The 25338-nt window shown below is 71.5% G+C and carries 28 protein-coding genes; 11 read left to right on the top strand and 17 right to left on the bottom strand.

Annotation, left to right across the window (positions count from 1 at the left end; translation table 11 throughout):
- Window positions 1-153: 153 nt before the first annotated feature.
- A complete protein-coding gene (locus VSH64_RS12875) occupies window positions 154-1263 on the bottom strand; it encodes a coiled-coil domain-containing protein (RefSeq protein ID WP_326835805.1) in 1110 nt (369 codons plus the stop codon).
- A gap of 148 nt (window positions 1264-1411) precedes the next feature.
- Here VSH64_RS12875 and VSH64_RS12870 point away from each other — a divergent pair, with 148 nt between their 5' ends.
- The 3 genes from VSH64_RS12870 to VSH64_RS12860 all read left to right on the top strand — a co-directional run bounded on the left by VSH64_RS12870 (window position 1412) and on the right by VSH64_RS12860 (window position 4322).
- The gene (locus VSH64_RS12870) at window positions 1412-2725 is read left to right on the top strand and encodes a tyrosine-type recombinase/integrase (RefSeq protein WP_326835804.1); all 1314 of its coding nucleotides are present in this window, start codon (window positions 1412-1414) and stop codon (window positions 2723-2725) included.
- Window positions 2726-2805: 80 nt separating this feature from the next.
- The gene (locus VSH64_RS12865) at window positions 2806-3609 is read left to right on the top strand and encodes a pentapeptide repeat-containing protein (protein WP_326835803.1); all 804 of its coding nucleotides are present in this window, start codon (window positions 2806-2808) and stop codon (window positions 3607-3609) included.
- A gap of 188 nt (window positions 3610-3797) precedes the next feature.
- Entirely contained in the window at window positions 3798-4322 is a 525-nt protein-coding gene (locus VSH64_RS12860; protein ID WP_326835802.1) for a CGNR zinc finger domain-containing protein, read from the top strand.
- An 18-nt stretch (window positions 4323-4340) separates the two neighbouring features.
- Here VSH64_RS12860 and VSH64_RS12855 read toward each other — a convergent pair whose 3' ends face one another.
- On the bottom strand, window positions 4341-5240 hold the full coding sequence (locus tag VSH64_RS12855; RefSeq protein ID WP_326835801.1) for a S1 family peptidase: 900 nt from the start codon (window positions 5238-5240) through the stop codon (window positions 4341-4343).
- Window positions 5241-5365: 125 nt separating this feature from the next.
- Here VSH64_RS12855 and VSH64_RS12850 point away from each other — a divergent pair, with 125 nt between their 5' ends.
- The gene (locus VSH64_RS12850) at window positions 5366-6160 is read left to right on the top strand and encodes an SGNH/GDSL hydrolase family protein (RefSeq protein WP_326835800.1); all 795 of its coding nucleotides are present in this window, start codon (window positions 5366-5368) and stop codon (window positions 6158-6160) included.
- On the opposite strand, the gene VSH64_RS12845 is transcribed toward VSH64_RS12850, so the two are convergent.
- The 7 genes from VSH64_RS12845 to VSH64_RS12815 form a co-directional block, all read right to left on the bottom strand.
- Window positions 6128-6733 (bottom strand): TetR/AcrR family transcriptional regulator, encoded by a 606-nt coding sequence (locus tag VSH64_RS12845; RefSeq protein ID WP_326835799.1) that lies wholly within the window; start codon window positions 6731-6733, stop codon window positions 6128-6130. The genes VSH64_RS12850 and VSH64_RS12845 overlap by 33 nt on opposite strands.
- Window positions 6734-6752: 19 nt before the next feature.
- Window positions 6753-7202 carry an SRPBCC family protein gene (locus VSH64_RS12840; protein WP_326835798.1) on the bottom strand — a complete coding sequence of 150 codons (450 nt, stop codon included), beginning with the start codon at window positions 7200-7202 and terminating at the stop codon, window positions 6753-6755.
- Complete coding sequence (locus tag VSH64_RS12835) at window positions 7199-7516, bottom strand: ArsR/SmtB family transcription factor (RefSeq protein ID WP_326835797.1); 318 nt, start codon at window positions 7514-7516, stop codon at window positions 7199-7201. The genes VSH64_RS12840 and VSH64_RS12835 overlap by 4 nt, the downstream gene beginning before the upstream one ends.
- A gap of 4 nt (window positions 7517-7520) precedes the next feature.
- Entirely contained in the window at window positions 7521-7907 is a 387-nt protein-coding gene (locus tag VSH64_RS12830; protein ID WP_326835796.1) for a VOC family protein, read from the bottom strand.
- Window positions 7908-8063: 156 nt separating this feature from the next.
- The gene (locus VSH64_RS12825; RefSeq protein WP_326835795.1) at window positions 8064-9221 is read right to left on the bottom strand and encodes an RNA polymerase sigma factor; all 1158 of its coding nucleotides are present in this window, start codon (window positions 9219-9221) and stop codon (window positions 8064-8066) included.
- The gene (locus VSH64_RS12820; protein WP_326835794.1) at window positions 9218-9625 is read right to left on the bottom strand and encodes a YciI family protein; all 408 of its coding nucleotides are present in this window, start codon (window positions 9623-9625) and stop codon (window positions 9218-9220) included. Before VSH64_RS12820 ends, VSH64_RS12825 begins: the two co-directional genes overlap by 4 nt.
- 99 nt (window positions 9626-9724) lie before the next feature.
- Window positions 9725-10222, bottom strand: coding sequence for a pyridoxamine 5'-phosphate oxidase family protein (locus VSH64_RS12815; RefSeq protein WP_326835793.1), 498 nt, complete (start codon window positions 10220-10222; stop codon window positions 9725-9727).
- 248 nt (window positions 10223-10470) lie between these two features.
- Here VSH64_RS12815 and VSH64_RS12810 point away from each other — a divergent pair, with 248 nt between their 5' ends.
- Window positions 10471-11823, top strand: a complete 1353-nt coding sequence (locus tag VSH64_RS12810; protein ID WP_326835792.1) for an MFS transporter — start codon at window positions 10471-10473, stop codon at window positions 11821-11823.
- 74 nt (window positions 11824-11897) lie between these two features.
- On the opposite strand, the gene VSH64_RS12805 is transcribed toward VSH64_RS12810, so the two are convergent.
- The 3 genes from VSH64_RS12805 to VSH64_RS12795 form a co-directional block, all read right to left on the bottom strand.
- Window positions 11898-13283 carry an SPFH domain-containing protein gene (locus tag VSH64_RS12805; protein WP_407655682.1) on the bottom strand — a complete coding sequence of 462 codons (1386 nt, stop codon included), beginning with the start codon at window positions 13281-13283 and terminating at the stop codon, window positions 11898-11900.
- A 116-nt stretch (window positions 13284-13399) separates the two neighbouring features.
- Complete coding sequence (locus VSH64_RS12800) at window positions 13400-13834, bottom strand: NfeD family protein (RefSeq protein ID WP_326835791.1); 435 nt, start codon at window positions 13832-13834, stop codon at window positions 13400-13402.
- A gap of 92 nt (window positions 13835-13926) precedes the next feature.
- Window positions 13927-14736 carry a DUF3097 domain-containing protein gene (locus VSH64_RS12795; RefSeq protein WP_326835790.1) on the bottom strand — a complete coding sequence of 270 codons (810 nt, stop codon included), beginning with the start codon at window positions 14734-14736 and terminating at the stop codon, window positions 13927-13929.
- Window positions 14737-14847: 111 nt separating this feature from the next.
- Here VSH64_RS12795 and VSH64_RS12790 point away from each other — a divergent pair, with 111 nt between their 5' ends.
- On the top strand, window positions 14848-15624 hold the full coding sequence (locus tag VSH64_RS12790; RefSeq protein ID WP_326835789.1) for a M50 family metallopeptidase: 777 nt from the start codon (window positions 14848-14850) through the stop codon (window positions 15622-15624).
- Window positions 15625-15682: 58 nt separating this feature from the next.
- Here VSH64_RS12790 and VSH64_RS12785 read toward each other — a convergent pair whose 3' ends face one another.
- From VSH64_RS12785 to VSH64_RS12770, 4 genes are all read right to left on the bottom strand, one after another.
- Window positions 15683-16378 (bottom strand): hemerythrin domain-containing protein, encoded by a 696-nt coding sequence (locus tag VSH64_RS12785; RefSeq protein WP_326835788.1) that lies wholly within the window; start codon window positions 16376-16378, stop codon window positions 15683-15685.
- Between the two features lie 102 nt (window positions 16379-16480).
- Window positions 16481-17380, bottom strand: coding sequence for a phosphotransferase (locus VSH64_RS12780; RefSeq protein ID WP_326835787.1), 900 nt, complete (start codon window positions 17378-17380; stop codon window positions 16481-16483).
- Window positions 17381-17495: 115 nt separating this feature from the next.
- Entirely contained in the window at window positions 17496-18305 is an 810-nt protein-coding gene (locus VSH64_RS12775; RefSeq protein WP_326835786.1) for an SCO1664 family protein, read from the bottom strand.
- 2 nt (window positions 18306-18307) lie between these two features.
- Window positions 18308-18883, bottom strand: coding sequence for a DUF3090 domain-containing protein (locus VSH64_RS12770; RefSeq protein WP_326835785.1), 576 nt, complete (start codon window positions 18881-18883; stop codon window positions 18308-18310).
- A gap of 119 nt (window positions 18884-19002) precedes the next feature.
- Here VSH64_RS12770 and VSH64_RS12765 point away from each other — a divergent pair, with 119 nt between their 5' ends.
- The 5 genes from VSH64_RS12765 to VSH64_RS12745 all read left to right on the top strand — a co-directional run bounded on the left by VSH64_RS12765 (window position 19003) and on the right by VSH64_RS12745 (window position 23704).
- Window positions 19003-20934 carry a S9 family peptidase gene (locus VSH64_RS12765; protein WP_326835784.1) on the top strand — a complete coding sequence of 644 codons (1932 nt, stop codon included), beginning with the start codon at window positions 19003-19005 and terminating at the stop codon, window positions 20932-20934.
- Window positions 20931-21830, top strand: coding sequence for a S66 peptidase family protein (locus VSH64_RS12760; RefSeq protein ID WP_326835783.1), 900 nt, complete (start codon window positions 20931-20933; stop codon window positions 21828-21830). Before VSH64_RS12765 ends, VSH64_RS12760 begins: the two co-directional genes overlap by 4 nt.
- Complete coding sequence (locus tag VSH64_RS12755) at window positions 21827-22240, top strand: TIGR03668 family PPOX class F420-dependent oxidoreductase (protein ID WP_326835782.1); 414 nt, start codon at window positions 21827-21829, stop codon at window positions 22238-22240. The genes VSH64_RS12760 and VSH64_RS12755 overlap by 4 nt, the downstream gene beginning before the upstream one ends.
- Before the next feature lie 210 nt (window positions 22241-22450).
- Window positions 22451-22990: a hypothetical protein gene (locus VSH64_RS12750; RefSeq protein WP_326835781.1), complete on the top strand. Its 540-nt coding sequence runs from the start codon at window positions 22451-22453 to the stop codon at window positions 22988-22990.
- Between the two features lie 48 nt (window positions 22991-23038).
- Window positions 23039-23704: a hypothetical protein gene (locus tag VSH64_RS12745; RefSeq protein WP_326835780.1), complete on the top strand. Its 666-nt coding sequence runs from the start codon at window positions 23039-23041 to the stop codon at window positions 23702-23704.
- On the opposite strand, the gene mptB is transcribed toward VSH64_RS12745, so the two are convergent.
- Window positions 23701-25269 (bottom strand): polyprenol phosphomannose-dependent alpha 1,6 mannosyltransferase MptB, encoded by a 1569-nt coding sequence (mptB, locus tag VSH64_RS12740; RefSeq protein WP_326835779.1) that lies wholly within the window; start codon window positions 25267-25269, stop codon window positions 23701-23703. The genes VSH64_RS12745 and mptB overlap by 4 nt on opposite strands.
- Window positions 25270-25338: the final 69 nt, after the last annotated feature.

Raw genomic sequence — 25338 nt, 5'->3', positions numbered from 1 at the left:
GTCGCGGGAGTGGAAGCAAGGGCGAGCGGACCGGACAAAGCGCCCGTGCGCACCGCGGCGCCGGACCCGACCGGCGAACGCTCCCGCGAATCGCGCCTGACCTGCGAGCTTCTCGCGGTGACCGCCGCGCGGTCCGGGTGAAAATTTCGAGCCTCAGGCTTGTGTGGGCCCACCGGGGACGTCGAGGAGCTCGGCGAGCAGGGCGGGGCGCAGGTCGGTGCCGTCGGTGAGGGCCAGGCGGTGGACTCGTGACAGCCGGGCCCGCACGGCCGTGTGCGCGTCGGCTTCGCGGGTGAGCCGGGAGGTGGCCTCTTCGAGGCGAGCGGTGAGGTCCGCCGTCTGCCGGTGGTGCTCGGTTCGGGCTTCGGCCGCGGCGGTCGTGGCGCGGTGGTGCTCGGCCAGGGCGGACTGCAGGCGGGCGTCGAGGTCGGTGGCGCGGGTGTGCGCGGCGGTGGCGGCGTCGCGAACTTGGGCGAGGTCGGCGGCGGCCGTCTCGCGGACGCGGGTGAGTTCCGCGGTGAGCGCGTCGCGGGTTTCGGTGGTGCGGGCGTGCGCCTGGGCCAGGGATTCGAGGGCGGCGTCGCGTTCGGTCGTGCGCACCGCGAGGTGCTCGGTGCGTTGAGCCAGCTCCGCGGACAGCGCGTCCGCGCGGGTGCGTTCGGCGCGGGTGTCGGAAGCCGCTTGGTCGGCGCGGGTGAGGGCGGCGGTGGCGGCGGCTTCGGCGCGGGCCTGGTCGAGCTCGGCAGTTTTGCGGGCCTTCACCGCCGCGGTGGCGGTGTGCTCGGCGGACTCGGCGAGGGCCGCCTGCTCTCCGGCGTGGGCCTGCGCGGCAGCGGTGGCCGCTTCGGCTTCCTGCGCGCGGGTTTCGGCGGCCTGGCGCAGGCCATCGGCTTCGAGCGCGCGGGCTTCGGCAGTTTCGGCGCGGGTGAGAGCCGCCGTCACCTCGTCCTGAGCGCGGGCGGCGACGCTGTCGAGCGCGTTGCGCAGCGTCTGCAACGGCCCGCCCAGCTCGGTGGCGGCGCGGACGAACTCCGTGGCCGCGTCGGCGAGCCCGGCGTGCGGGGCCGAGTCGCCCAGCGCTTCTCGCAGGGCCTGGTCCGCGGCGGCCAGCTGCTTGCACGTGCGCTCTCCGGGCCAGCGGCGGTCCGGGCAGAACTCGAACGGCCGGCCCCCGCGCGGCCCCGGCGGCGGCAACGGCGCCCGGCACTGCCGGAACCCACACAGCGCGACGGTCCGGTCCTCGATCACAGCTCCCTCAGTCACCCTGGAAGCCTATCCAATGGGATATGTAACCGATAACTCGGGTTGCGGTTAGTTAACTGATAACTCAGGTTGGCTACAGAACAGAGCTTTTGTTGCTAAGCTCAATCCCGACTTGATTGATCGACGGAGAGTGACGGAACCAGCAGCTGTGAGTGAGATCGCGAGCCTCGAACCGGCCTCGAAAACTGGGTACCCCCACCGCGGCGCCACGGACGTCTGGCCCGGCGTCGAAGACCCCACCGCGCTCCTCGACGCGATCGCCGACTGGCTCGCCGGCTACGGCAACCAAGCCACCCGCCGCACCTACGCCGAAGGACTCGGCCTGCCCGTCACCGCGGCCGACCTCACCGAGTGGGCGACACCGGGACTGCACCCGATCACCACGGACGCGAACACCACGCAGTCGACCACCACGCAGTCGACCACCACAGACGCGGCGAACCCCGACCGCTGGCGCACCGCCGTCCTGCACTACGCCGACGCCCTGCACCTCACCCCGAAACCCACGACCACCACCACCGCCACAGCTCCCCCACCCGCACCCCGCGGCCGGCTGCGGGCCCACCACTGGTTCCGCTGGTGCGTGACCCGCGGCCTCGACCCGACGGCCGCCACCTCGACCGACGTGAAGAGCTGGCTCGACACCCTCGCCGGCGCCGACGCGGCCCCCGCCACCCGCGACCGGATGCTCGCCACCGTGAAAGCCCTCTACGGCTATCTCGCCGACACGGGCATCGTCACCGGCAACCCCGCCGCGCTCAACCGACGCCGGCTCGGCCTCGCCGTGGCCGCGAGCAGCACCTCGGGCACCGTCACGCTCACCACGCGCCAGGTCCGCGCGCTCTACACCACCGCCGGCACCACGCGCCGCGGCGCGAGCCCGGTGGACACGGCCCGGGCGGTGGCCGTGGTCGCGTTGTTCACGCTCGGGCTGCGCGTGAGCGAGCTGTGCGGTCTGGACCGCGGCGATCTGCACGTGACCCGAGGCCGCCGTGCGCTGCGAGTGCTCGGCAAGGGCGGCAAGACCCGGGTGGTCTACCTCAGCGTGCCGGCCGAGAACGCGCTGATGAGCTACCTCTCCGCCCGCGACGCCGCCGCGGCGTCGAGCGAAACCACGGTCGAACGCCGCACGCAGCCCCGCCACGCCCCGCCGTCACCGCTGCTGCTCACCCGTACCGGCAACCGGTACCAGCGCCAGGCCATCTGGCAGCTGCTGCGCCGCATCACCGCCGCCGGCGGAGCCGAGCTCGAACCCATCGCCGGCGCCATGCACCCGCACGCCCTGCGCCACTTCTACGTGACCACCGCCGTCGAAGCCGGCGCCCAGCTCGTGCACGTCCAGGCCGACGTGGGCCACAGCAGCATCGACACCACCCAGCAGACCTACGACCACGCCGCCCGCGCGCCCGAACGCAGCGCCGTCGACCTCGTGGCCGGCAGCTGGTTCCCCGAAGACGCGTGACGCGATCTTGCCCACCGGCGCACCGAGCACCCCCGGCACCGCCGATACGCTGGTGAGCACCCCGCCGGCCAGGAGAACAGTTGCCCCACCACGATTCGCTCACCGCCGACTGCGCCAGCTGCTTCGGGCTCTGCTGCGTCGCGCTCACCTTCACGCGTTCCGCGGACTTCGCGATGGACAAGGCGGCCGGTGACCCGTGCCCGAACCTCGAGCCGGCGTTCGGCTGCGGCATCCACGACCGCCTGCGGGACAAGGGGTTCTCCGGCTGCACGGTGTACGACTGCTTCGGCGCCGGACAGAAGGTCTCGCAGCTCACCTTCGCCGGGCGAGACTGGCGCAGCGAACCGGCCGGCGCGAAGCAGATGTTCGCCGCGCTGCCGGTGATGCGGCAGCTGCACGAGCTGCTCTGGTACCTCACCGAGGCCCGCTCGCTCGACGTGACCCGTGAGCTGCACGCCGAGCTCGACACCGTCCTCGCCGACGTCGAGGGCCTGACCACTTCGGACCCGGACACGCTGCTGGCGCTCGACGTCGCCGGGCAGCGCGCTCGTGTGGACGTGCTGCTTCAGGCCACGAGCAAGCTCGTGCGCGCGGAAGTGCGGGGCAAGAAGAAGGATCGCCGGGGCGCGGACCTCATGGGTGCCAAGCTGGCCGGCGCCGATCTGCGGGGCGCGAACCTGCGCGGGGCCTACCTCATCGCCGCGGACCTGCGCCGCGCCGACCTGCGCCAAGCCGATCTGATCGGAGCCGACCTGCGCGACGCCGACGTGCGCGGCGCGGACCTGACCGCGAGCCTGTTCCTCACTCAGTCGCAGGTCAACGCCGCCCGCGGCGACTCCACGACCCGGCTCACCGGCCGGCTCAGCCGGCCCGCTCACTGGTGACCGGGCGCGTCGACCCGACCACCACGCCACCGAGCCGCGCGACCCAGCTCCCGCACAGGCAGCGGACATAGTCGGCGCGGCTGCCGCGCGAGGCGGGCACGACGGCGGACGGGGGCAGTTCGGCCAGTGGCCAGCCACAACGGGGGCAACGGTTTTCTTCCATGCCCCGATCGTGCTGTAATGAGTCAGTGCACTTCAACCCTTACGGCGGGTCGGGCGCTCAGGTCGCCGCGGCCCTGGCCACCCTGGCCCGGCAGGAGAGCGTCTCGGCGGCCGAGCTGTCGGAGGCCTGCCGGGCCCAGGGCATGGCGCTGACCGCGTTCACCGACGACGAAGGCGCCCGCGTGTCCGACTGGGGCCGGCAGCTGCGGGCGGTGTTCGCCGCGGACCCGGCCGAACGCGTGGACCTGGTCAACCGGCTGCTGCTCACCGCGGCGGTCCGGCCGCACATCTCCAGCCACGACGGCAAACCGCCGCACCTGCACTACGCGAGCGAGGACGCCGGCACCGTCGAGCGCGTGCAGGCGTTTTCCGCCGGCGGCCTGGCCCACCTCGTGTGCGAGGCCCCGGACCGCTTCGGGCTCTGCGCGCGCGAAGGCTGCGGGATCGCGTTCGTGGACACTTCCCGCAACGGCCGCCGCCGCTTCTGCTCCACGCGCTGCGGCACGCGGGTGAACGTCGCCGACCACCGGGCGCGGCAGCTCAGCGCCTGAGCGGCGGCGGTCCGAGCGTCAGTCCATCTGGGCGTGGATCCAGTCGAGGATCGTGTCCACGCGAGCGGTGGTCTCGAGACCGGGCTGAGGGCAGTCGGGGCCGTTGTCCTCCACGGCCACGAGCCGGCCCTTCTGGTCGCCGTCCGGCACGAAGAACGGCGAGCCCGAGTCGTCGTGGCACGGGCTGTTCTCGACCGTGCGCGCCTCCAGCGGACCCATGTCGAGCTCGGTGTGGCGGATCGCGCGCACCTCGAAGTGGCCGCGTTTCATGTGGTCGGACGGCGCGACGACCGTGGCCGAGAGCGAGCCCCAGCCCACGAAGTCCACGTCCTCGCCGACCTTCGGCGGCCCGGTGGGCAGCGTCAGCGGGGTGATGTCGGTGATCGGCTCGCTGAGCTTCACCAGCGCGAGGTCGTTCACCGGCGACTGGCGCACGTCCACGGCCTGCACCACATGGCCGCGCGGATCGTCGTCGTTGATCTTCCCCACCGCCACGGCCATGTGGTACTGCGGCTTGCCGCCGACGCGGGTGCCGGCGAGGTCGTGGAAGCAGTGCCCCGCCGTGATGATCCAGTCCGGCGCGATCAGCGAGCCGCTGCAGCCGCCACCGCGCACGCCACCACCCTCGACGGGGATGTCCTTCGACGTCAGCTTGGCGTTGAACGGCATCACACTGGCCGGAAGGGCGGGCGCCGTGCTGCTCGCCGCCGCGCTGGACGGGGACGCGCTCGCCCCGCCTTGCCCGGCCGCGCCGGCGCGCGTGTGCGCGACATCCGCCGTTTCGGCGTGCCCCGCGGCGGCGGACGCTGTCGCACCCTTCTGGACCGTGACGTAGCCGCCCGCGAGGCCCGCGCCGGCGACGATGGCCAGAGCCAACGCGCCGTGCCGGGACCGGCGGTGACCGGATCGTGACTTCACACTGGCGACAACGGTCGGCAACGCTGAGAAGTTCATCCATCCGGGGAAAATTCTCAGCGAATCTCGTCACTCTGTGACACCGCACCTGATCAAGGCACGATTCGGGCTGCACTAGGGTTCCCGTTATGACCAACCGCTTGGTATCCCTGGGCGATTCCTTCACCGAAGGTGTCGGCGACGACGATCCCGCCGCCCCGAACGGCGTGCGCGGCTGGGCCGACCGCGTCGCCGAGGTGCTCGCCGCCCGGCAGCCCGACTTCCGCTACGCCAACCTCGCCATCCGCGGAAAGCTGCTGCCCCAGGTGCTCGCCGAGCAGATCGAGCCGGCGCTGGCGATGGAACCGGACCTGGTCACGCTCTACGCGGGCGGCAACGATCTGATGCGGCCCAAGGTCGACATCGACGCCCTCACCGACTCCTACGAGCTCGCCGTCGCCCGGTTGCGCGGCAGCGGCGCGCGGGTGGTGCTGTTCACCGGCGTCGACGGGGTCGAGGACGCGCTGTTCCGCCAGATGCGCGGGCGCGTGGCGATCTACAACGAGAACGTGCGCGGCATCGCCGCCCGCCACGGCACGCTGCTGGTGGACATGTGGTCGATGCGGCAGCTGCGCGACCGGCGGCTGTGGGCGCCGGACCGGCTGCACCTCAACTCGCGCGGCCACCTCGAGATCGCGATCGCGGTGCTCGACGTGCTCGGGGTCGCCCACGAGCTCACCTCGGCCGAGCTGGGCCCTCGGCCGCGGCTGTCGGCGCGGGAACGCCGGGAGCAGAACCTGCGCTGGAGCCGCGAGCACGCGTGGCCGTGGGTGCAGCGCCGGCTGCGCGGTGAGTCCTCCGGCGACACGCTGAGCCCGAAACGCCCGGAACTGGCGCCGTTCGGTGCCGGGTCAGATGCCGACGCGCGGAGCGTGCGCGGCTGAGGTGACCGGACGCAGGCCGTCGAACAGGATCGTGACCACGCGGTCGCGCAGGCCGCAGTCGGCGCCGATGTGCTCGGCGGCCTTCGCGGTGCCGATGATCACCGGGATCAGCTCGGCCACGGTGAGGTCGGCGCGCACGGCGGCCGCGTCCTGCGCGCGGCGCAGCAGCACGCCGAGCGCCTCCATCAGGCGGGTCGCGACGACCGAGCCGGCCTTCGGCACGTTGATGCCGGCGGCGCTGAGGGCTTCGAAGTAGGCGTTCTTGGCGCTGGACATCTCGATCCAGCTGGTCAGGAACGTGAAGAACGCGGCGCCGGCGTCGGGCGAGTCCTGGGCGACCACGGTTTCGGCTTCGTCGACGAAGCGGTGCAGCCGCGCGTAGAGCACCGCTTCGAGCAGCGCTTCCTTCGTGGGGAAGTGCCGGAACACCGTGCCGACGCCCACGCCCGCCTCACGCGCGACGTCTTCGGTCGGCGCGCCGGTACCCCGGGCCGCGAACACCGTCTCGGCGGCCTCGAGCACCTTCGCCCGGTTGCGCCGGGCGTCGGCGCGCAGCGGTTTGGACTCCGTCACGGCCTGATCGTAGCCGGGTTCAGCCGGGCAGCGCGCTGAGCACGCGTTCCAGCGCTCGCAGCACGTGCGAGCGCCATCCGCCACCCATGATCCGGCGCGACACCTGCTCGAACTCGTCGTGCGGGTCGAAGCCTTCGTGGGTGAGGAACAGCCGCGTACCGGTGCCTTCCGGCACGAGCCGCCAGGTGACCGTCCACTTCGGACCCCACCGGATGCTCAGCTCGCGCTCGGGATCGGCCACGAGCACCTCGCACTGCACCGGCCCGCCGGCGAACCCGGCCGCGGGCACCGGCTGGGCGAGCAGCTCGAACCGGTGTCCCACCACGGGTTTGATGTCGTTGGGCATGGTGAGCCAGCGTTCGAGCAGCTCGGGTTCGGTGAGCGCGCGCCAGACCTTCCGGGCGGGGTGCGGCAGGAACTGGTCGACGTGCACTGCGGTCGGGTCTACGGCGGTCGGGTCTTCGGTCACAGGTCTTCCTCGTCGAGCAGGTCACGCAGGGCGGTGAGCTTGGTGCGCCAGAACTGTTCGAACGGGCTCAGCCACGTCGTCACTTCCTCCAGCGGCGCGGCTTCGAGCGAGTAGACGCGGTTGCGTCCGGTCCGCTGCTCGGTGACCAGCCCCGCTTCCCTCAGCACCCGCAGATGCTCCGACAGACTGGGCCGGCGCATCTCGAACCGCCCGGCGAGATCACCGGCGGCCATCGGCCCGTCCAGCAGCAGCCGCAACACCTCGCGCCGCACGGGATTGGCCAGCGCGGCGAACACGTCGTCGTTGACGGGCACGCGCTCAGCCCGGCCGGTTCCCGAACGCCGACGGCTCCAGCAGGCCGACCCCGTTGCCGTCGAGATCGGTGAACGACGTCGCCCGCCCCCACGGCATCACCTGCGGCTCGGCCACCTCCACCCCGTGCTCCCGCAACGCGGCCACGTCGGCGTCGAGATCGGTGGTGTCGAGCTGGAAATGCAGCGGCCCGGTGAGCGTGACCCCGGAAATGGCGTAGTCCACCAACACCAACCCGGTCTGCGCCCCCTTCGGCGCCACCATCACGAACCGCCCGCCCGGCCCGCCGCGATCGACGACCACCTCGAACCCGAGCTTCTCGACGTAGAACTCACGCGCCTTCGCCTGATCAGCCACGGGCACGGTGACGAACTGGATGCGGGAGATGGTCATGCCGGAAACCATAGGTAGGAGAATTCCTACGTGTCAAGCTCGGGGCCGCTGGGACCGGGTGTTCGGTCGAGGTGATCGAGAGGTGCAGCTGTGAATCTGACCGTCCAACCGGCTACGCGGACGCTCAGGGAAATCTCCGTGACAACCCGGCCCCCGTCAGCCTCGCAGTTGCGAGTTCAGCCGCGCCGCCTGTCGCGTCAAGTGGTCGCGTTCCGGAAGGTTCGGGGCGGAGCGCGCGGCTTCGGCGTAGAGGCGGGCCGCGGTGGCCAGCTCGCCCGCGCGTTCGTGGAGGTAGGCGGACGCGGCGGTGTGGCGGGGCAGGGTGGGGTCGAGGGTGGCCAGCGCGGTGAGGCCGGCGTGGGGGCCGTCGGCTTCGCCGAGGGCGACGGCGCGGTTGAGGCGCGCCACGGGGCTGTCGGTGAGGCGGACGAGTTCGTCGTACCACTCGACGATCTGCACCCAGTCCGTTTCGTCGGCGGTGGGGGCGTCGGCGTGCAGGGCGGCGATGGCGGCCTGGGCCTGGAACTCGCCGAGGCGGTCGCGGGCGAGGGCGGCTTGCAGGAGGTCGACGCCTTCGGTGATCAGGCGGGTGTCCCAGCGGCTGCGGTCCTGTTCGGACAGTGGCACCAGCTCGCCGTTGCCGTCGACGCGGGTGGCGCGGCGGGCGTGGTGCAGCAGCATGAGGGCGAGCAGGCCGGCGACCTCCGCGTGGTCGATCCGGGCGGCGAGCTGGCGGGTGAGCCGGATGGCTTCGGCGGCGAGGTCGACGTCGCCGGAGTAGCCCTCGTTGAACACCAGGTACAGCACGCGCAGCACGGTGGCGACGTCGCCGGGCGCGTTGAGCCGCACGCTCGAGACGGTCTTCTTCGCGCGGCTGATGCGTTGCGCCATCGTGGCTTCGGGCACGAGGTAGGCCTGCGCGATCTGGCGCGTGGTCAGGCCGCCGACCGCGCGCAGCGTGAGCGCGACGGCCGAGGCCGGCGTGAGCGAAGGGTGCGTGCACAGGAAGTACAGGTGCAGCGTGTCGTCGGCGAGCTCGGCCGGGCCCGGTTCCGGTTCGTCGTCGGCGCGCAGTTCCCGGTTCCGGCGGGACGTGTCGGCCCGGACCGCGGAGAGGAACTTCCGCCACGCGACCGTGACCAGCCAGCCCTTCGGGTCGCGGGGCGGATCGTCCGGCCACACCCGCACGGCCTCGACCAGCGCCTCCTGCACGGCATCCTCGGCCGCCGCGAAGTCCGCTCCGCGGCGGCCGAGGATCCCGATCACGCTGGGCGTGAGCGTGCGCAGCAGTGTTTCGTCCACCGGAGTGGTCATTCGGTGATCGTGGGCGGTTCGCCGTAGAAGGGCCGCACCTCGAGCCATTCGTGGATCGGCTTGCCGTCCGCGCCCGGCGCGGCCGAGAGCTCGCCGGCCAGCTCGATCGCCCGCTCGGGGCCCTCGACGTCGATGATCATCCAGCCCGCGATGAGGTCCTTGGTCTCGGCGAACGGTCCGTCGGTCACCGGCGGGCGGCCTTCGCCGTCGTAGCGGACGAACAGGGCGTCCTCCGAGAGCGCCTGGGCGTCGACGAACTCGCCGGTGCTTTCGAGCTTCTTCGCGAAGTCGCGCATGTACTGGATGTGCGCGGTGACCTCCTCGGGCTTCCACTGGTCCATCGGCACGTTGTTCACCGGTGCCGGTGCGCCGCGGTAGTGCTTGAGCAACAGGTACTTGGCCATCGTGGTTCTCCTTGAAGTGGTCCGGCCCATTCTGTCCGGATTCGTGACGGGGACGCAGCGGCTCGCGGGTTCTCGACATCCCGCGGCCGGAAATTTTTTCTACGCGCGCTGCCGCTCGGCGCGCCGCCGCACCAGCTCTTCGACGGCACTGGGCAGGGTCGTCTCGAAGTCGATGAGCTTCACCCACGTCGGGGTCACGACCACGCGCACCATGCCGTCGTAGAGGGAGCGCACCTCGGCCTCCCACTCCACGCGCTGCTCGGCGGTCATCTCGTAGGAGCCGTTGATCCGCAGGTACTCCTCGGGGATCCCGTCCACCACGTCGAGCTCCGCGCGGCCGCGCAGCAGCAGGATCTTGGGCGGGTGCACCTCGGTGTCGATCGTGAGCGCCACCATCGGGTTGGCGCGCAGCGCCGGCAGCTTCGGGGCGTTCTTGGTGGTGCACATGACAATCTGTGTGCCGTTCCAGGTGAACCCCATCGGCACGGTGCGCGGCGTGCCGTCCTGGGCCACGTAGGCCAGGCGGGTCAGGTCGCGGGCCAGCAGCTGCCGGCTGTGCGGACGGTCGAGGATCTCGGCGATCTTGTGCTGGTCCATGGCGGCTCTCCCTGGAGGCGGTCCTGGTCGGTGTTCGCCGCGGGGACGCCGCCGTTTCCCGGTTCTCGACATCCCCCGGCCGAGTTTTCCGGACTTTTCCGAAACCGTCGCCCAGCGTGGTTTTCGGCGGGTTCCGACCACCCCGGGTGACAGAACGAAACAGTCTTGCGTAGTTGTCAGTCAGGAATCGCCAAACAGTCGGCCAACCATCACACTATCGGGTGACGGCCGTCACGAGAGGTGCATTCATGGTCTTAGGCGACAACGAAGTCAGCCAGTCAGTCGAAGCCTCCTCGCTGCATCGTCGGATCCAGGTGCGGCGAGCCGCGCTCGCCGGATCGATCGGCACGACGATCGAGTGGTACGACTTCTTCCTCTACAACACCGCCGCGGCACTCGTTTTCCCGCACTTGTTCTTCCCCGCCTCGAGCGGTTACGCCGGCGCGATGCAGTCGTTCGCCACCTACGCGGTCGGGTTCGCGGCCCGGCCGGTCGGCGCGGCGATCTTCGGGCACTGGGGCGACCGGCTGGGCCGCAAGGCCACGCTGATCGTCACCCTGCTGCTGATGGGCCTGTCCTCGGCGGTGGTCGGCGTGCTGCCGGGCACGGACTCGATCGGGTTCGCCGCGCCGTTGATCCTGGTGCTGCTGCGGCTGGTGCAGGGCATCGCGATCGGCGGTGAGTGGAGCGGCTCGGTGCTGCTCGCGATGGAATGGGGTGATCAGCGCAAACGCGGGCTCCTCGCGAGCTTCGCGCAGGTCGGGGTGCCGGTGGGGCTGGTGCTCGGAACCGGCGGCATGACCCTGCTCTCGGCGACGCTCACCACGGAGCAGTTCGACTCGTGGGGCTGGCGGATCCCGTTCCTGCTGAGCCTGGTGCTCGTGATCATCGGCCTGGTGATCCGGCTGCGGATCCTCGAAACCCCGATGTTCGCGAAGGTGGTGGCGGACAAGAAGACCTCGAAGGCGCCGGTGAAGGACGCGGTGCGCCACCACTGGCGGGAAATCCTGCTCTCGGCGGGCCTGCGCTTCAGCGAGCAGATGCCGTTCTACCTGTTCACCAGCTACGTGCTCGTGTACGTGGTGGAGCGTCCCGAGTTCAGCAAGACGTTCGTGCTCAACGCGGTGCTCGTGGGCGCGGTGGCCGAGCTGGCGTTGATTCCGCTGTTCTCGCAGCTGTCGGACCGCGTCGGCCGAAAACGCGTGTACCTCACCGGCTCGGTGCTCACGGCCGTGATCGCGTTCCCGTACTTCACGATCCTCAGCCACGGTGGGCACACGCTGATCTTCATCGCCGTGATCGTGTCGCTGGCCGCGCACGCGATGCAGTACGGGCCGCAGGCCGCGCTCATCGGCGAGAGCTTCCCGACGCACCTGCGCTACGGCGGCGCCGGCCTCGGCTACCAGCTGGCGTCGGTGTTCGCGGGCGGACCGGCACCGCTGCTGGCGACGTGGCTGCTGCATCTCACGGGTACGCCGTATTCGGTGTCGATCTACATCGTGCTCTCGGCCGTGGTCACGATCCTCTGCGTGATCGCACTGCCGGACCGGTCGAAGGCGAACATCGACGACGCGAGCGTCTACCTCCGCTCGGCTCGCTGAACCGCACCACCACAACGACAAACGGGCGCTCATCCCGGAATTCCGGGGTGAGCGCCCGTTTCGTGTTCGGTGCGTCAGCGGCGCTGCTGCGGCGGAGGCCCGCCCTGGGGTCCGCCGAACGGGCCCTGCTGCGGGAACGGCCCGCTGCCCGGACCCTGCTGGCCGCCGAACTGCTGCGGTGGCCCCTGGTACGGGCCACCCGGCGGGGTGGTCGGGGGCTGCGGCTGCGGCAGCGACGACGGGCCCTGCTGCTGGACACCCGGCGGCGGCGTGCTCGGCTGCGGAGGGGTGACCGGCGTGGTCGGCTGCTGCGGTGCGGCGGACGCCGACGGGGCCGGCGGCGCGGGCGGTTCTTCCTCCACGACGGGCTCGGCCTGCGGTGCCGGGGTGCCGCCACCGAGGGCGCGGCGCGGCGGCGCGGCGCCGAGCGGGCTCGGCACCTCCTTGCGGGCCACGGCTTCCGCGGCGGCGACGGCCTCGGCGACCTTCGGGTCGGTGGAGGTGTCGAACCAGCCGGCGACCTCGTCGTCGTCGAGGTCGGGGCGTTCGGGGGTGTCGTCCTTCGGCGGCTCGTAGCGGAACACGCCGTCGTCGCCGGGGGCGCCGAGCGCGCGGGCGAAGCCTTCGAGGGCCTTGCCGTAGTCGCTCGGGATCATCCAGACCTTGTTCGCGTCGCCCTGCGCCATCTGCGGCAGGGTCTGCAGGTACTGGTAGGCGAGCACCTCGGGCGTCGGGCGGCCGGCCTTGATGGCCGCGAAGACCTTCTCGATCGCCTTCGCCTGGCCCTGGGCCTGCAGGTAGCGGGCGGCTCGTTCACCCTGCGCGCGCAGGATGCGCGACTGCCGCTCGGCCTCGGCCGCGAGGATCGCCGCCTGCTTCTGGCCTTCCGCCGAAAGGATCTGGCTCTGCTTCTGACCTTCGGCGGTCTTGATCGAGGACTCCCGCTGGCCTTCCGCGGTGAGGATCATCGCGCGCTTCTCACGGTCGGCGCGCATCTGCTTCTCCATCGAGTCCTGGATGGAGGGCGGCGGGTCGATCGCCTTGAGCTCGACCCGGGCGACGCGGATGCCCCAGCGGCCGGTGGCCTCGTCGAGCACGCCGCGCAGCTGGCTGTTGATCGCGTCGCGCGAGGTCAGCGTCTGCTCGAGGCTCATGCCACCGACCACGTTGCGCAGGGTGGTGGTGGTGAGCTGCTCGACACCGATGATGTAGTTGGAGATCTCGTAGACCGCGGCGCGCGAGTCGGTGACCTGGAAGTACACGACGGTGTCGATGTTCACCGTGAGGTTGTCCTCGGTGATCACCGGCTGCGGCGGGAACGACACGACCTGCTCGCGCAGGTCGATGCGGGCGCGGACCTTGTCCAGGAACGGCACCAGGAACGTGAGGCCGGGCGCGGCGACGGTGCGGAACCGGCCGAGGCGCTCGATCACCGCCGACTGGGCCTGCGGCACCACCATGATCGCCTTGGCCACCGTGATGATGACGAACAGGACGAGTAGCGCGACCACGACGATCGCAATAGTCGACAAGAGCGTTTCCCCTTACCTAGTACCGTTTTTCGAAGTTCTCACGATCAGGACACGACGTCCACCACGGCGGTGGCGCCGGAGATCTCGACCACGGTGACGCTGGTGCCCGGCGCGATCGGCGGGTGCGACTCGTGCACGGCCCGGGCCGACCAGACCTCTCCCCCGATCTTCACCTGCCCGGCGTCGTAGTCCACTGTGGACACCACGACGGCACGCGCGCCGATGAGCGCGTCGGTGCCGGTGGGCGTGTGGGAGCCGGCGAGGAAGCGGCGCTTGAGCGCGGGGCGGGCGAGGGCGAGCAACGCGACGGAGCTCACGGCGAACACGGCGACGTCGATGAAGATGTTGCCGGTGATCGCTTCCGATCCGGCGCCGAGCAGCGCCGCGATGCCGAGCATGATCAACACGAAGTCACCGGAGATGACTTCCGCGATCATCAGGACGATGCCGATGATCAGCCAGATCAGCGCTACTGCCATGTGGTCATGCTCTCAGATCGCGCCGGTTCGCACCGGGCAAGTGACTCGACGTGACCCACGCGTGACCTTGCCCGGAGCCGGGTGAACGGGGCTCACTCCGGGGGCTCGGTCACGAAGTCGATGAGCCGTTCGACGGCGCCGATCAGAGGCGTCTCGAGGTCGCGGAAACTGCTCACGGCGGCCAGGACCCGTTGCCAGCCTTCATAGGTCTCGCCCCAGCCGAGCGCGTCGCAGATGCCGACCTTCCACTCGACACCACGCGGGATCTTCGGCCACGCCTCGATGCCGACCGCGGCGGGTTTCACGGCCTGCCAGATGTCCACGTACGGGTGACCCGTCACGAGCACCTGCTCGTCGCGGACCTGCGCGACCAGCCGCGACTCCTTGCTGCCGGCCACGAGGTGGTCGACGAGCACACCGAGGCGGCGGCCGGGTCCGGTGCCGAACTCGGCGATGCGGTCGGACAGCACGTCGACGCCGTCGAGCGGTTCCACGACCACACCTTCCACTCGCAGGTCGTGGCCCCACACGCGTTCGACCAGCTCGGCGTCGTGCTTGCCCTCGACCCAGATGCGGGAGTCGCGCGCGACGCGGGCCTGCAGGCCCTGCACCTTCACCGACCCGGACGCCGACACCCGCTTCACGGGCGCGGCGGCCTTGCGGACCGGGACGAGCGTGACGGGTTTGCCTTCGAGCAGGAAGGCCGCGGGTTCGAGCGGGAACACGCGGTGGCGGCCCTTGGCGTCTTCGAGCACCACGTTGCCGTACTCGATCTTCACGACCGCGCCGCAGTAGCCGCTGGCGGGGTCTTCGACCACGAGCCCGGGCTCGGCCGGGATCTCGGGGATCTTCCGCTTGCGCGGACCCGACAGCACGTCGTCGTTGTACGAATGTGAGCGCACGGCGGAGCACGCTAGTGCTCCCGACGCGGTGCAGTCGTGCCGCCACGCCGGGCGGGCCGCGATCCTTCACGCGCTTCGAGCGGAAAAGAAGGCCGGAAATGTCGTACCGACGTGCGATTCTTCGGGTTCGTGGTGAACCCGGAGGAGGGCGGGCGCATGGCGGAGGGGGGCGTCCTGGGCGTGCTGACCGACACGGTCGAGGCACCCGGGCGGTGGTTGGTGCTGGTCACAGGGCTGTTCGCGGCCGCGGTGTCGATCGGCACGTTCGCGTTCATGTCGAGTGAGAAGAGCCTGCTGATCGTGCGGGCCAACGTGCTGGGCACGGTGTTCCACGAGGGTGGCCACGCGCTGGCCAGTGTCGTGACCGGCGGCGGGGTGCGCCGGATCGCGATCACGAGTGCCGACGGCGGGGCCACCTGGTCGTGGGCACCGTCGCCGCTCTCGCGGGCTCTCGTGAGCGTGGCCGGCTACGCGATGCCGCCGCTGGCCGGGCTCGGCGCCGCCGCGCTGCTGCGCCACGGCTACGCGCCGGCGGTGCTCGCGCTCACGGTCGCGGTGATGGCTCTGGTGCTGGTGCTCACGCGGGACCTGGTCACGTTCGTCGCGGTGGCGGCGCTGGGCATCGCCGCGTTCGTCACGCTGCGGGTGGCGCCGGGGTCGCTGCAGAACGCGGCGGCGTACGGCGAGGCGTGGCTGCTGCTCACCAGCGAGATCGGCGGGCTGGCCGTGCTCGTGGCCAACCGGGTGCGCCACGGCCTGCGCGACCACACCGACGACGCGGCGGGCCTGGCCGAGAGCACCTCCGTGCCGGCGTTCGTGTGGATCGCCGGGTGGCTGGTGCTCATCGGCTGGGCCCTGCAGAAAGCCGTGCCGTTGCTGTGGCCGTGAAGCGGGCCGCGACGAGTTGAGCTGCTGACTTGCGCCGGGTGCGGAACTGCCGAGGTGCTCAGTGCGCGGCCGCGGTCTCCTTCGGCGGGGTGCGCGTGCCGTAGAGGGCTTCGGCGCGGTCGGCGTAGAGCCGCGGCGCGAGCTCGGAGATCATGTCGCGGGCCTCGGCGGGCAAGTTCGCGAGCGCGTCCTCGATGGCGCCCGGGTCGCCCTCGTACATCAGGATCCCGAACATGAGCGGGATCTGCTCCACCGGGAGGTCGGCGGCGCCCTCGGCGACCATCGCGTCCCATTCGGCGGCGGTGATGTGCTGTTCGATCAGCGGCAGCACGTCGGCGATCTCGGCCTGCAGGTGCTCGCGCAGCACGGTCACGAGCGGGTCGAGCACGGTCAGCACGGCGGCGCGGTTCGCGACGGTCGGCTCGGCGCGCCAGGTCGCGACGGCGGCGGTGAAGTCCACGCTGAGGTAGGCGATGCGTTCGTGGTGGCGTTCCATGCGGTTCACCAGCGGCGCGATCACGTCGGGGCAGCGCTCGAGCAGGCGGGGCCAGATCGCCCGGTCCTCGCTGTGATGGTGGTGGTGCAGCACGGTGGCGACGAGCTCGATGTGCCCGGCCACGAGCGCGGCGCGGTCGAGGTCTCCTTCGGCGACGCCGGCGATGGTCGCGGGCATCAGGCGGTATTCGCGCAGCAGGCCGGTGTGCACCATGTCCATTTCCCGGGTCATCGCCCCGGGCGCCTTCGTGGTGGTCATCGTCAGTCCTTCGGCAGCGGGAGCCGGCGCGGTTCCGCCCGGCTGCCCGCGACACGGCGCCCGCCACGGCCGCGGCTCAACGCAGTGACCGGCGCCACACCGTCATCGCGCGAGCGCGAGCACCGCGTCGGTGAAGCGGGTGCGACCGGTGCGGCGCAGTGGCCCCATCGCGACGAGCGGTGCGAGCGCGACACACCACGCGCGGGTGCGCGCCGGGTCGGGCAGCTGCGCGAGGCCGTCCCCGAAGGTGCCGCCGGAGGCGAGCGGCAGGAAGGCCCAGTCGACGGCGTCGAAGGCCGGGTCGCCGAGGCAGGGGCGCGGGTCGATGGCGACGATGCCGCGGGCCGGGCCGGCGTCGAGGACGTTGCCGGGGTGCAGATCGCCGTGCACGAGGGTGACGGGACCGGTCGTGGCGAGGCTTTCGGCGCGGGTACGGCCGGTGCGCAGCACGTCGAGCGGCAGGTGGTGCAGGGCGCCGCTGCCACGCAGGCGGCGTTCGGCGAGGTCGAACATCGTGTGCACGCGGTCGAGCTGCGTGGGGAACGGGCCGTCGGCGGGCACGGAGTGGATTTGGGTGAGCAGGTCGCGGACCTGGTCCCACGGGACGTCCGACTCGGTGAGGGTGGTGCCGGGCACGAGACCTTCGAGCAGGATCGCGCCTTCGGTGAGGTCGGTGTCGAGCAGCTGGACCACGCGGGGCAGCCCGGCCCAGGCCTGCAGCGCGGTGGCTTCGGCGCGGGCGATGGCCGGGTCGGGGCAGAGTTTCAGCACCCGGGGCCCGTCGGGGCTGTCGCAGAGCAGGGTGCGGCCGGTGTTGCCGGGCCGGGCTTCGCGGACGGTGAGGCTCCAGCGAGGCGCGAGCCGGTCGACGAGGCCGGGCAACGCGTCGCACCACGGTTCGACGGACGTGCCGAACCGGTCGACGAGCCGCGCGCGGGCGGCGGGGTCCAGGGGCTCGGTCAGAACGGCGCCTCCGGGTCCGGCGGAAGGAGCCTCATCCAAGCAGACGGAGCCCGGTCAACGCAGGAGGCGCGTCACCACGAAGACCGGTCAGCAGAGCGGCCGGGTCAGCACAAGGGCCAGTCAACAGAGCGGCCAGGTCGGCAGAGCGGCCGGGTCAGAACAGGGGCCAGGGGATGGCGCGCCAGTCGTCGCCGGGTTCGGGGAACACGCCTTCGGCGAGGAGGAAGTCGGTGCGCTGCGACAGGGCGCGGACCTCGAACTTGGTGAGGTGCTCGGCGAGGCCGGCACCGAGTTTGCCGTCGAGGTCGGAGCGCAGTTTGCGCAGCTTCTCCACGGCGTCGTCCGGGAGGCGTTCGCCGATCCAGCCCCACAGCACGGTGCGCAGCTTCGGGTCGGTGTGCAGGCAGATGCCGTGGTCGACGCCGTAGACCTGGCCGTCGGTGCCGGCGAGCAGGTGCCCGCCCTTGCGGTCGGTGTTGTTCACCACGATGTCGAGCACGGCCAGCTCACGCATGCCGGCGTGGTCGGCGTGCACGAGCACGGCGGGGTCACCGAGGCGGTCGTGGGCGTGCAACACCGTGCGCCAGCCCTCGGGCACCTCGTCGGGGGCGACGACCTCGACGACGTCGGCTTCCTCGTCGGTGTCGACCCACAGCTGCACCATGCCGGGCCCGAACGGGCCGTCGCGCAGGACCGTGGGCGGGATGGCGCCGAGACCGGACGCGTCGGCGATCATCGCGGTGGCGACCTCACGCCCGGCGAGGGTGCCGTCGGGGAAGTCCCACAGCGGCCGCTCCCCCGACACCGGCTTGTAGACCACGCGGCCGGTGACACCGTCGAGCTCGATCGCGCAGAACAAGGTGACGTTGGAGGCGTCGACGAGCCGGCCTTCGACGTCGATGCGGCCGTGGGTCACGAACTCGCGCGCGCCCGGGTCCGCCGGCTGCGGCGGGGTACTGGCCACCCTCAGTCCTCCGCCACGTCGACGTCACGGCGGTAGCCGTTCTGCCGCGGGCAGATGTGGCCGGTCGCGTCGAGGGGCTCGCCGCACAGCGGGCACGGCTTGCGGCCCGCGTTCACGACGCGGTCGGCGCGTTCGGCGAAGGCGCGGGCGGCGACCGGGGTGAGGAACACCCGGACGGCGTCGGGGCCCTCTTCCGTGTCGTCGAGCACCACCGTCTCGTCGACCTCACCCTCGGTGATCGCGAGGAGCTCGATCACGACGGCGCTGGAGTCGGCGTCCCAGCCGAGGCCCATGGTGCCGACGCGGAACTCCTCCTCCACGGGGACCGTGAGGGGCGCGACGTCGAGCTGGTCGTCGGGCACATCGGCGGGTACGTCGGCGCCGAAGCGGCTGGCGACCTCCTCGAGGAGGGAGCCGAGGCGTTCGGCGAGAACGACGACCTGCTGTTTCTCGATCGTCACGCTGATCGTCCGGACATCTTCCGACGCCTGGAGGTAGAACGTGCGATCGCCGGGCTCGCCGACCGTTCCGGCGACGAACCGGTCGGGCTTGCGGAAGACGTGGATTACGCGAGACATAGCACCCTCGACCCTAGGCCACGGGCGCATGATCGGCATCCGCCGCCCCTGGTTGACCGGGATTTCGGTGCGGTGCGTGCGGGTGCGGACACGCAGCGGATCGCCGTTAGGCTTTCCGGGTGGCACAGATCTCTGCAGGTGGAACCTGGACCTCACCCGTTTCGGCGGCCGATGTCGCGTCGGCGGGGGGTGGTGCGCAGTGGCTGGCCACGGTGGGTGACGAGCTGTGGTGGGCCGAGGCCCGACCTGCCGAAGGCGGCCGCGTCGCGCTGGTGCGAGCCCTCCCCGGCGGAGCGGTCGAGGACGTCCTGCCCGCTCCGTGGAACGTGCGGAACCGGGTGCACGAGTACGGCGGGCGGCCGTGGGTCGTCGTCGACGGGACCGTGATTTTCACCCATTGGGCCGATCAGCGGGTGTACGCGTCGGCGGCCGGTGAGGTGCGCCCGCTCACGCCGGAGCCGGCGACGCCGCAGGGTGTGCGCTACGGCGACCTGCGGCCGGGGCGGGCCGGTGAGGTGTGGGCGGTGCGCGAGCGCAGCACCGGGCCGCGGCGCACGGACATCTCGCGCGAGCTCGTGGCGATCCCGCTGGCCGGCAGGCCCGAGCGGGTGCTGGTGGAGGGCCACCGGTTTTTCACCGCGCCACAGCTCTCGCCCGATGGCGCGCACGCGGCGTGGCTCGCGTGGGACCACCCGGCGATGCCGTGGGACGGCACGCAGCTGTTCGTGGCGCCGGTCGGCGCCGACGGTGTGTTCGGTGCGGCTCGTGTGCTGGCCGGTGGTCCCGACGTGGCGGTGTGCCAGCTGGAGTGGGAGACGCCGGACCGGCTGCTGGCGCTGCTCGACCCGGACGGCTGGTGGAACCTGCACCGCGTGGGCCTCGATGGGTCCGTGGTGAACCTGGCTCCGGTGGAGCAGGAGATCGGTGGCGCGCTGTGGAAGCTCGGTGCGAGCTGGTTCGCGCCGCTCGGTGGTGGCCGGCACGCGGTGCTCGCGTCGGGCGGGCTGGCGGTGCTCGACGAGCGCGACGGTTCCGTGACGCCGGTGGCCGGCGAGCTGAGCGTGTGGTCGGCTTCGGGGCTGGCCGCGGTGCCGGGCGGGGTCGCGGGGATCGCGGGCGGCGCGGCGTTGGAGAGCGCTGTGGTGCGCGTGGATCTCGAAACGGGCACCTGGACCGCGTTGACGCCTCAGCCGGCGCACCTGCCCGCGGCGGAGTACCTGCCGGTGCCGCAGGAGCGCGTGTTCACCGCGGCGGACGGTTCGCGGATTCCCGCGTTCGTGTTCGCGCCGCGCAACCCGGACTTCACCGCGCCTGAGGGCGAGCGGCCGCCGTACCTGGTCCACGTGCACGGCGGGCCGACCGGGCGCAGCGACGCGGCGCTGGATCTCACGATCGCGTATTTCACCAGCCGCGGCATCGGCGTGGTGGCGGTGAACTACGGCGGCTCGACCGGCTACGGCCGGGTGTTCCGCGAGCGGCTGCGGGAGCAGTGGGGTGTGGTGGACGTCGGCGACTGCGTGGCGGTGGCCGAGGCGCTGGTGGCCGAAGGCGCGGCCGACGGCGCGCGGCTCGGCATCCGGGGCGGCAGCGCGGGCGGGTTCACCTCGGCCGCGTCGATCACGATGACCCGCACTTACGCGGCGGCGACGGTGAAGTTCCCGATCCTGGACCTCGCCACGTGGACCGGTGCCGGTGGTGAGACGCACGACTTCGAGTCGCAGTACCTCGACGGGCTGGTGGGGCCGTACCCGGAGACCGCCGAGCGGTACCGGGAGCGCTCGCCGATCACGCACGCGGGCTCGCTGGCGGGTCCGGTGCTGTTCCTGCAGGGGCTGGAGGACCAGATCTGCCCGCCGGAGCAGGCGGACCGGTTCGTGGCGGGGCTGGCGGGCAGCGGTGTCGAGCACGCCTATCTGCGGTTCCCGGGTGAGCAGCACGGTTTCCGGCGCGCGGAGACGATCGTGACCGCGCTGGAGGCCGAATTGTCCTTCTACGGTCAGGTGTTCGGGTTCGCGACGCCCGACGTGGCGAAGCTGGAGCTCTCGCGATGAGACCGCCGCGGCTGGTGGCCGGCGACACGGTGGCGCTGGTGGCGCCTTCGGGTCCCGTCGCGCCGGACCTGCTCGACGCGGCGCTGCCGGTGTTGCGCGGCTGGGGCGTGAAAGTGCGGGTGGGCGAAGCGGTGCCCGGTTCGACCTCGGGTTACCTCTCGGCGCCGGACGAGGTGCGCGCGGCCGAGTTCACGGCCGCGTGGCTGGACCCGGAGGTGTCGTGCGTGCTCGCGGCCCGCGGCGGCTACGGCGCGCAGCGAATGCTGGACTTGGTCGACTGGGCGGCGCTGCGCACGGCGCGCCCGAAGGTTTTGGCGGGGTCTTCGGACGTGACGGCGCTGCATCGCGCGGTGGCCGTGCACCTGGGCCTGGACACGGTGTTCTCGCCGATGCCGGCCTCGGTGCTGTTCGACGAGTTCGCGGCCGAGCACCTGCGGCGGACGCTGTTCGACCCGGAGCGCACACGCGTGCTGCACGCGCCTTCGGCCGACGTGCTGGTGCCGGGGCGGGCGTCGGGTGTGCTGGTGGGCGGGAACCTGTCGCTGCTGGCGGCCGGCCTGGGCACGGCGGAGGCCGGTTCGGCGTCGGACGGGATCGTGCTGCTGGAGGACGTGACCGAGAGCGTGTACCGGATCGACCGGATGCTCACGCAGCTGCTGCGCTCGGGCTGGTTCACCGGGGTGCACGGCGTGGTGCTGGGTTCGTGGGCGGCGTGTGGTGATCCGGCGGAGATCCGGGCGCTGCTGCTGGACCGCCTGGCCCCGCTCGGCGTGCCGGTGCTGGGCGACTTCGGCTTCGGCCACGTGGCTTCGGCACCGACCCTGCCGCTGGGCGCGCGGGCTTCGCTGGACACCGACCTGGCGACGTTGACCCTCGACTCCCCCGCGCTGGCGTGAAGCTCTCCGCCGCCGAGGCCCGCTCGCGCTTCGCCGCCGCCCGCGTGGCGCGGCTGGCGACGGTGTCGGCCGCGGGGGTGCCGCACCTGGTGCCGGTGACGTTCGCGGTGTCCGGTGCGGAGATCGTGTTCGCGGTGGACCACAAGCCGAAGTCCACGGTGTCGCTGCGGCGGTTGGCGAACATCGCGGAGAACCCGTCGGTGTCGTGGCTGGTGGACGAGTACTCCGATGACTGGACGCAGCTGTGGTGGGCGCGGGCGGACGGGGTCGCGCGGGTGGTGGATGCCTCGGAGCGGGCCGAGCGGGTGGGGTGGCTGGTGGCCAAGTACCCGCAGTACGCCGAACACCCGCCGGAGCACGCCGTGGTGTCCACTTCCGTGACGTCGTGGCACGGGTGGGCGTTTGCGTAACGATCGTCCGGTGATCGACGATCTTGGTGCGTGCTCAGGAAAACAGCGGTGGTGGTGGGTCTCGCGCTGGTGGTCGCGGGATGTTCTTCGGGAGACGTGGTGCCGGCTTCGGGATCGGGATCGCCGACTCCGTCGTCTCCGACCACGAGCCGGAACCCGCACCTTCCCCGGCCCGCGGACCTTTCCCAGTTCCTGCCTACAGATGAGGTCTTGGCGCCGACCGGCTTCGCCTTGGACGACACACCGCGGTCGACCATCAGCGTGGTGTACCCGAAGAAGCTCATCGTCGCCTGCGGGCGGGAAGCGATGGAGCCGTGGGACGAGGCCGTGGTCGAGGGCAGTTCGGCGGGCTGGTTCAAGCTGGGTGGTGGCGCGAACCCCGCGCTGACTTCCGAGGTTGTCGAGGAACGCATGGGCCGCTACGACGGGCTGACCGGTGCCCAGGTGGTGGAGCGGATCGAGGCCGCGATGGCGTGCGGCACGTTCACCGAAACGGCCGAGGACTTCAAGGTGGACGAAAAGTTCACCGCTCCCGCGCTGCCGGGGGTCGACGGGCAGTACGCGTTCTGCGGTGTCGCCACCGATGCGTCTGATGTGCGCAGGTGCTTCGTGTTCCTCGCGCACGGCGATCGGGCGGAGGCGCTCGAGTCGAGTGAGACCAACGACGACGGTCTTGAGCCCGGCAGGGCGAAGAAGAGCTTGCTGACCACGTTGCCGATGTTCGCGGCGGCGTTCACCAAGGACCGGTAACGATCGTCCGGTGATCGACGATCTTGGTGCGTGCACAGACGGATTTCGGTGAAAACAGCGGTGGTGTCCGGGCTCGCTTTGGTGCTCGCGGGGTGTTCGTCGGGGGCGGCTCAGCCGCCGGTGAGCGCGCCGACGAAGGCGGCGGCCACCTCGAACAGCGCGCCGCCGTCGGTGGCGCCGCCGAAGCTGCCGGAGCGGTTGCTGCCGACCGAGGACGAGGTGGAGAAGCTCGGCTTGACCGTGTCCACCGAGCCGGTGGAGTACGTGGTCGGCGCCACGACTCCGTTGCGGCTGGTGAACGCCTGTGGTGTGGCGCAGCCGTGGGACGCGCAGGTGAAGCAGGGCGCTCACGCGTCGGCGAAGGGTTCGGCCGGCCAGTTGGAGCAGCTGATGGCCCAGTACGACGGCATCACCGGCACCGCGGTGGTCGAGGGGGTGAAGAAGGCGCTGGCGTGCGGGACGGTGCCCGACGACGATCTGCAGTTCACCGTGCTCGGCGAGTTCGCGGTGCCGAAGGTCGCCGACGACCAGTACGGCTTCTGCCTGTCGCTGGAGGGCACGGGGCGTTTCGTGCACTGCGTGCTGCTGCTGGCGAACGGTGACCGGGCCGAGGCGTTGACGATGGCGAATCAGAACTCGTCGGACGCCCGGGCTCAGCAGGCCGTGTTGAAGAAAGTCGCGCCGGTGTTCGCCGAGGCGCTCGGCCGGCCTTAGTCCTGGGTGGTGGTGGCGGGCGCCTCGGAGAGGAACTCGTCTTTCCGCGGTCGCCGCCACGCCGAGATGAGGCCCAGGGGGTCGGGGCGCAGCAGGGACGCGGCCGCGTAGAGGCTGACCAGGACGACGATGGCGATGAACCACCAGTCGTAGAGGGCTTGTTCGCCGGTCGGGTAGTAGACGAGCGTGACGAAGACCGACACGGCCACGACGGCCGAGAGGTTGCGCCGTTCCCAGGGGAACGCGGAGATGAGCACGAAGCCCCAGGTGAGGTACCAGGGCAGGGTGGGCGGCATGAGGATCGCGACGGCGAGCAGGGTGATCGCGGCGCGGTAGACGGCTTTGGAGCCGCCTTCGCGGGCGAGCCACCACTGGCGGATGCCGAACACGACGAGGCCGATCATGGCGATCGCGCGGGCGACGGTGACGAACGGCGACGGCTGGACGTTGGCGACGAGGTGCACGAGGTTGTACACGGCTTCGCCGATGCCGGTCGGGAAGTTGAGCCAGTTGGCGATGAGCTGGGGCGCGGCGAGGCCCGACCACCAGCCGAGGTTGAGCGAGCCCAGCGACACCCACGTGCCGGCGACGAACACCGGCAGGAAGAGCCCGACGGACGCGGCGCCGGCCTTGAAGAAGTTCTTCACCTTCGACTCGCCGCTCATGTTCGCGGCCCACATCCACACGATGAAGGGCAGCGCGACGGCGGCGGTCGGTTTGATCAGCATGCCGACGGTCACGAGCACCACGGCGACGACGTACTTGCGCTCGAGCGCGGCGAGGACGCCGGTGGTGAGGAAGCCGAGCATCATCAGGTCGTTGTGGGGGCCGCCGAAGAGGTGGATCACCATCATGGGGCTGGCGACCGCGAGCCACAGCGCCACGGGCAGCTTGCCGCCGAGGTGCTTCACGAGCCGCGGCAGCGCCCACAGCGTCATGCCGAGACCGACGAGCAGCACGGCGCGGGTGAGGATCACGCCGGCGATCATGTTGTCCTGCGTCAGGGACACGATGCCCTTGGAGATCAGCAGGAACAGCGGCCCGTACGGGGCGGGAGTGGTCTGCCAGAGGGGGTGCACGTTCTGCACCACGTTGGGCAGCACGTCGAGCTCGGCGGGGCCGTTGGCGTACGGGTCGAGCCCGTAGAGCAGCTGCGCGCCCTGCCCGAGGTAGGAGAACACGTCCCGGGTGAACAGCGGCGGCGACACCAGCAGCGGCGCCATCCAGCACAGCGCGGCGATGAGGATCGGCTTGCTGCCGATGCGCCCGGCGAGCACGTAGCGGCCCAGCCGCACCCACGCCCACACCACGAGCGCGAAGCCGAGGTAGAGCAGCGCGTTGGCCAGCGCCCGGCCGTGGCCGTAGCGGATCCAGGACAGCGGCCCGTGGCCCAGGACGGGGTCGCGGATCAGAATGCCGCCCGCGCCGAGCGCGGCGAGCATGAGCAGCGTGGTCCCGATGGTACCCATCGCGATCGTGCGGTACGGGAACCGCGAGGGCGCGAGGAACTGCGCGTCCGGAGCGCTGGTCGCGGACGGCTGCGCGGAGTCGGTGGTGGTCGCCATTTCGATCCAGGAGATTACCGGGTGAATCTTCGTCACACCGCACGGGCTCCCGCACGGACGGTGTTTCGC

Origin of the sequence: Amycolatopsis rhabdoformis (genome assembly GCF_035918295.1) — a bacterium.
GTDB classification, from domain to species: Bacteria; Actinomycetota; Actinomycetes; order Mycobacteriales; family Pseudonocardiaceae; genus Amycolatopsis; species Amycolatopsis rhabdoformis.
Note: the sequence above shows the minus strand (reverse complement) of the source record. Positions and strands in the feature narration are given on the sequence as shown.

Bases quoted from the DNA above. Each gene is read 5' to 3' on its own strand.
- VSH64_RS12850 (WP_326835800.1), top strand. From the start codon at position 5,366: ATGACCAACCGCTTGGTATCCCTGGGCGATTCCTTCACCGAAGGTGTC.
- VSH64_RS12830 (WP_326835796.1), bottom strand. From the start codon at position 7,907: ATGACCATCTCCCGCATCCAGTTCGTCACCGTGCCCGTGGCTGATCAG.
- VSH64_RS12825 (WP_326835795.1), bottom strand. From the start codon at position 9,221: ATGACCACTCCGGTGGACGAAACACTGCTGCGCACGCTCACGCCCAGC.
- VSH64_RS12820 (WP_326835794.1), bottom strand. From the start codon at position 9,625: ATGGCCAAGTACCTGTTGCTCAAGCACTACCGCGGCGCACCGGCACCG.
- VSH64_RS12815 (WP_326835793.1), bottom strand. From the start codon at position 10,222: ATGGACCAGCACAAGATCGCCGAGATCCTCGACCGTCCGCACAGCCGG.
- VSH64_RS12810 (WP_326835792.1), top strand. From the start codon at position 10,471: ATGGTCTTAGGCGACAACGAAGTCAGCCAGTCAGTCGAAGCCTCCTCG.
- VSH64_RS12805 (WP_407655682.1), bottom strand. From the start codon at position 13,283: ATGGTGGTGCCGCAGGCCCAGTCGGCGGTGATCGAGCGCCTCGGCCGG.
- VSH64_RS12800 (WP_326835791.1), bottom strand. From the start codon at position 13,834: ATGGCAGTAGCGCTGATCTGGCTGATCATCGGCATCGTCCTGATGATC.
- VSH64_RS12785 (WP_326835788.1), bottom strand. From the start codon at position 16,378: ATGACCACCACGAAGGCGCCCGGGGCGATGACCCGGGAAATGGACATG.
- VSH64_RS12770 (WP_326835785.1), bottom strand. From the start codon at position 18,883: ATGTCTCGCGTAATCCACGTCTTCCGCAAGCCCGACCGGTTCGTCGCC.
- VSH64_RS12760 (WP_326835783.1), top strand. From the start codon at position 20,931: ATGAGACCGCCGCGGCTGGTGGCCGGCGACACGGTGGCGCTGGTGGCG.
- mptB (WP_326835779.1), bottom strand. From the start codon at position 25,269: ATGGCGACCACCACCGACTCCGCGCAGCCGTCCGCGACCAGCGCTCCG.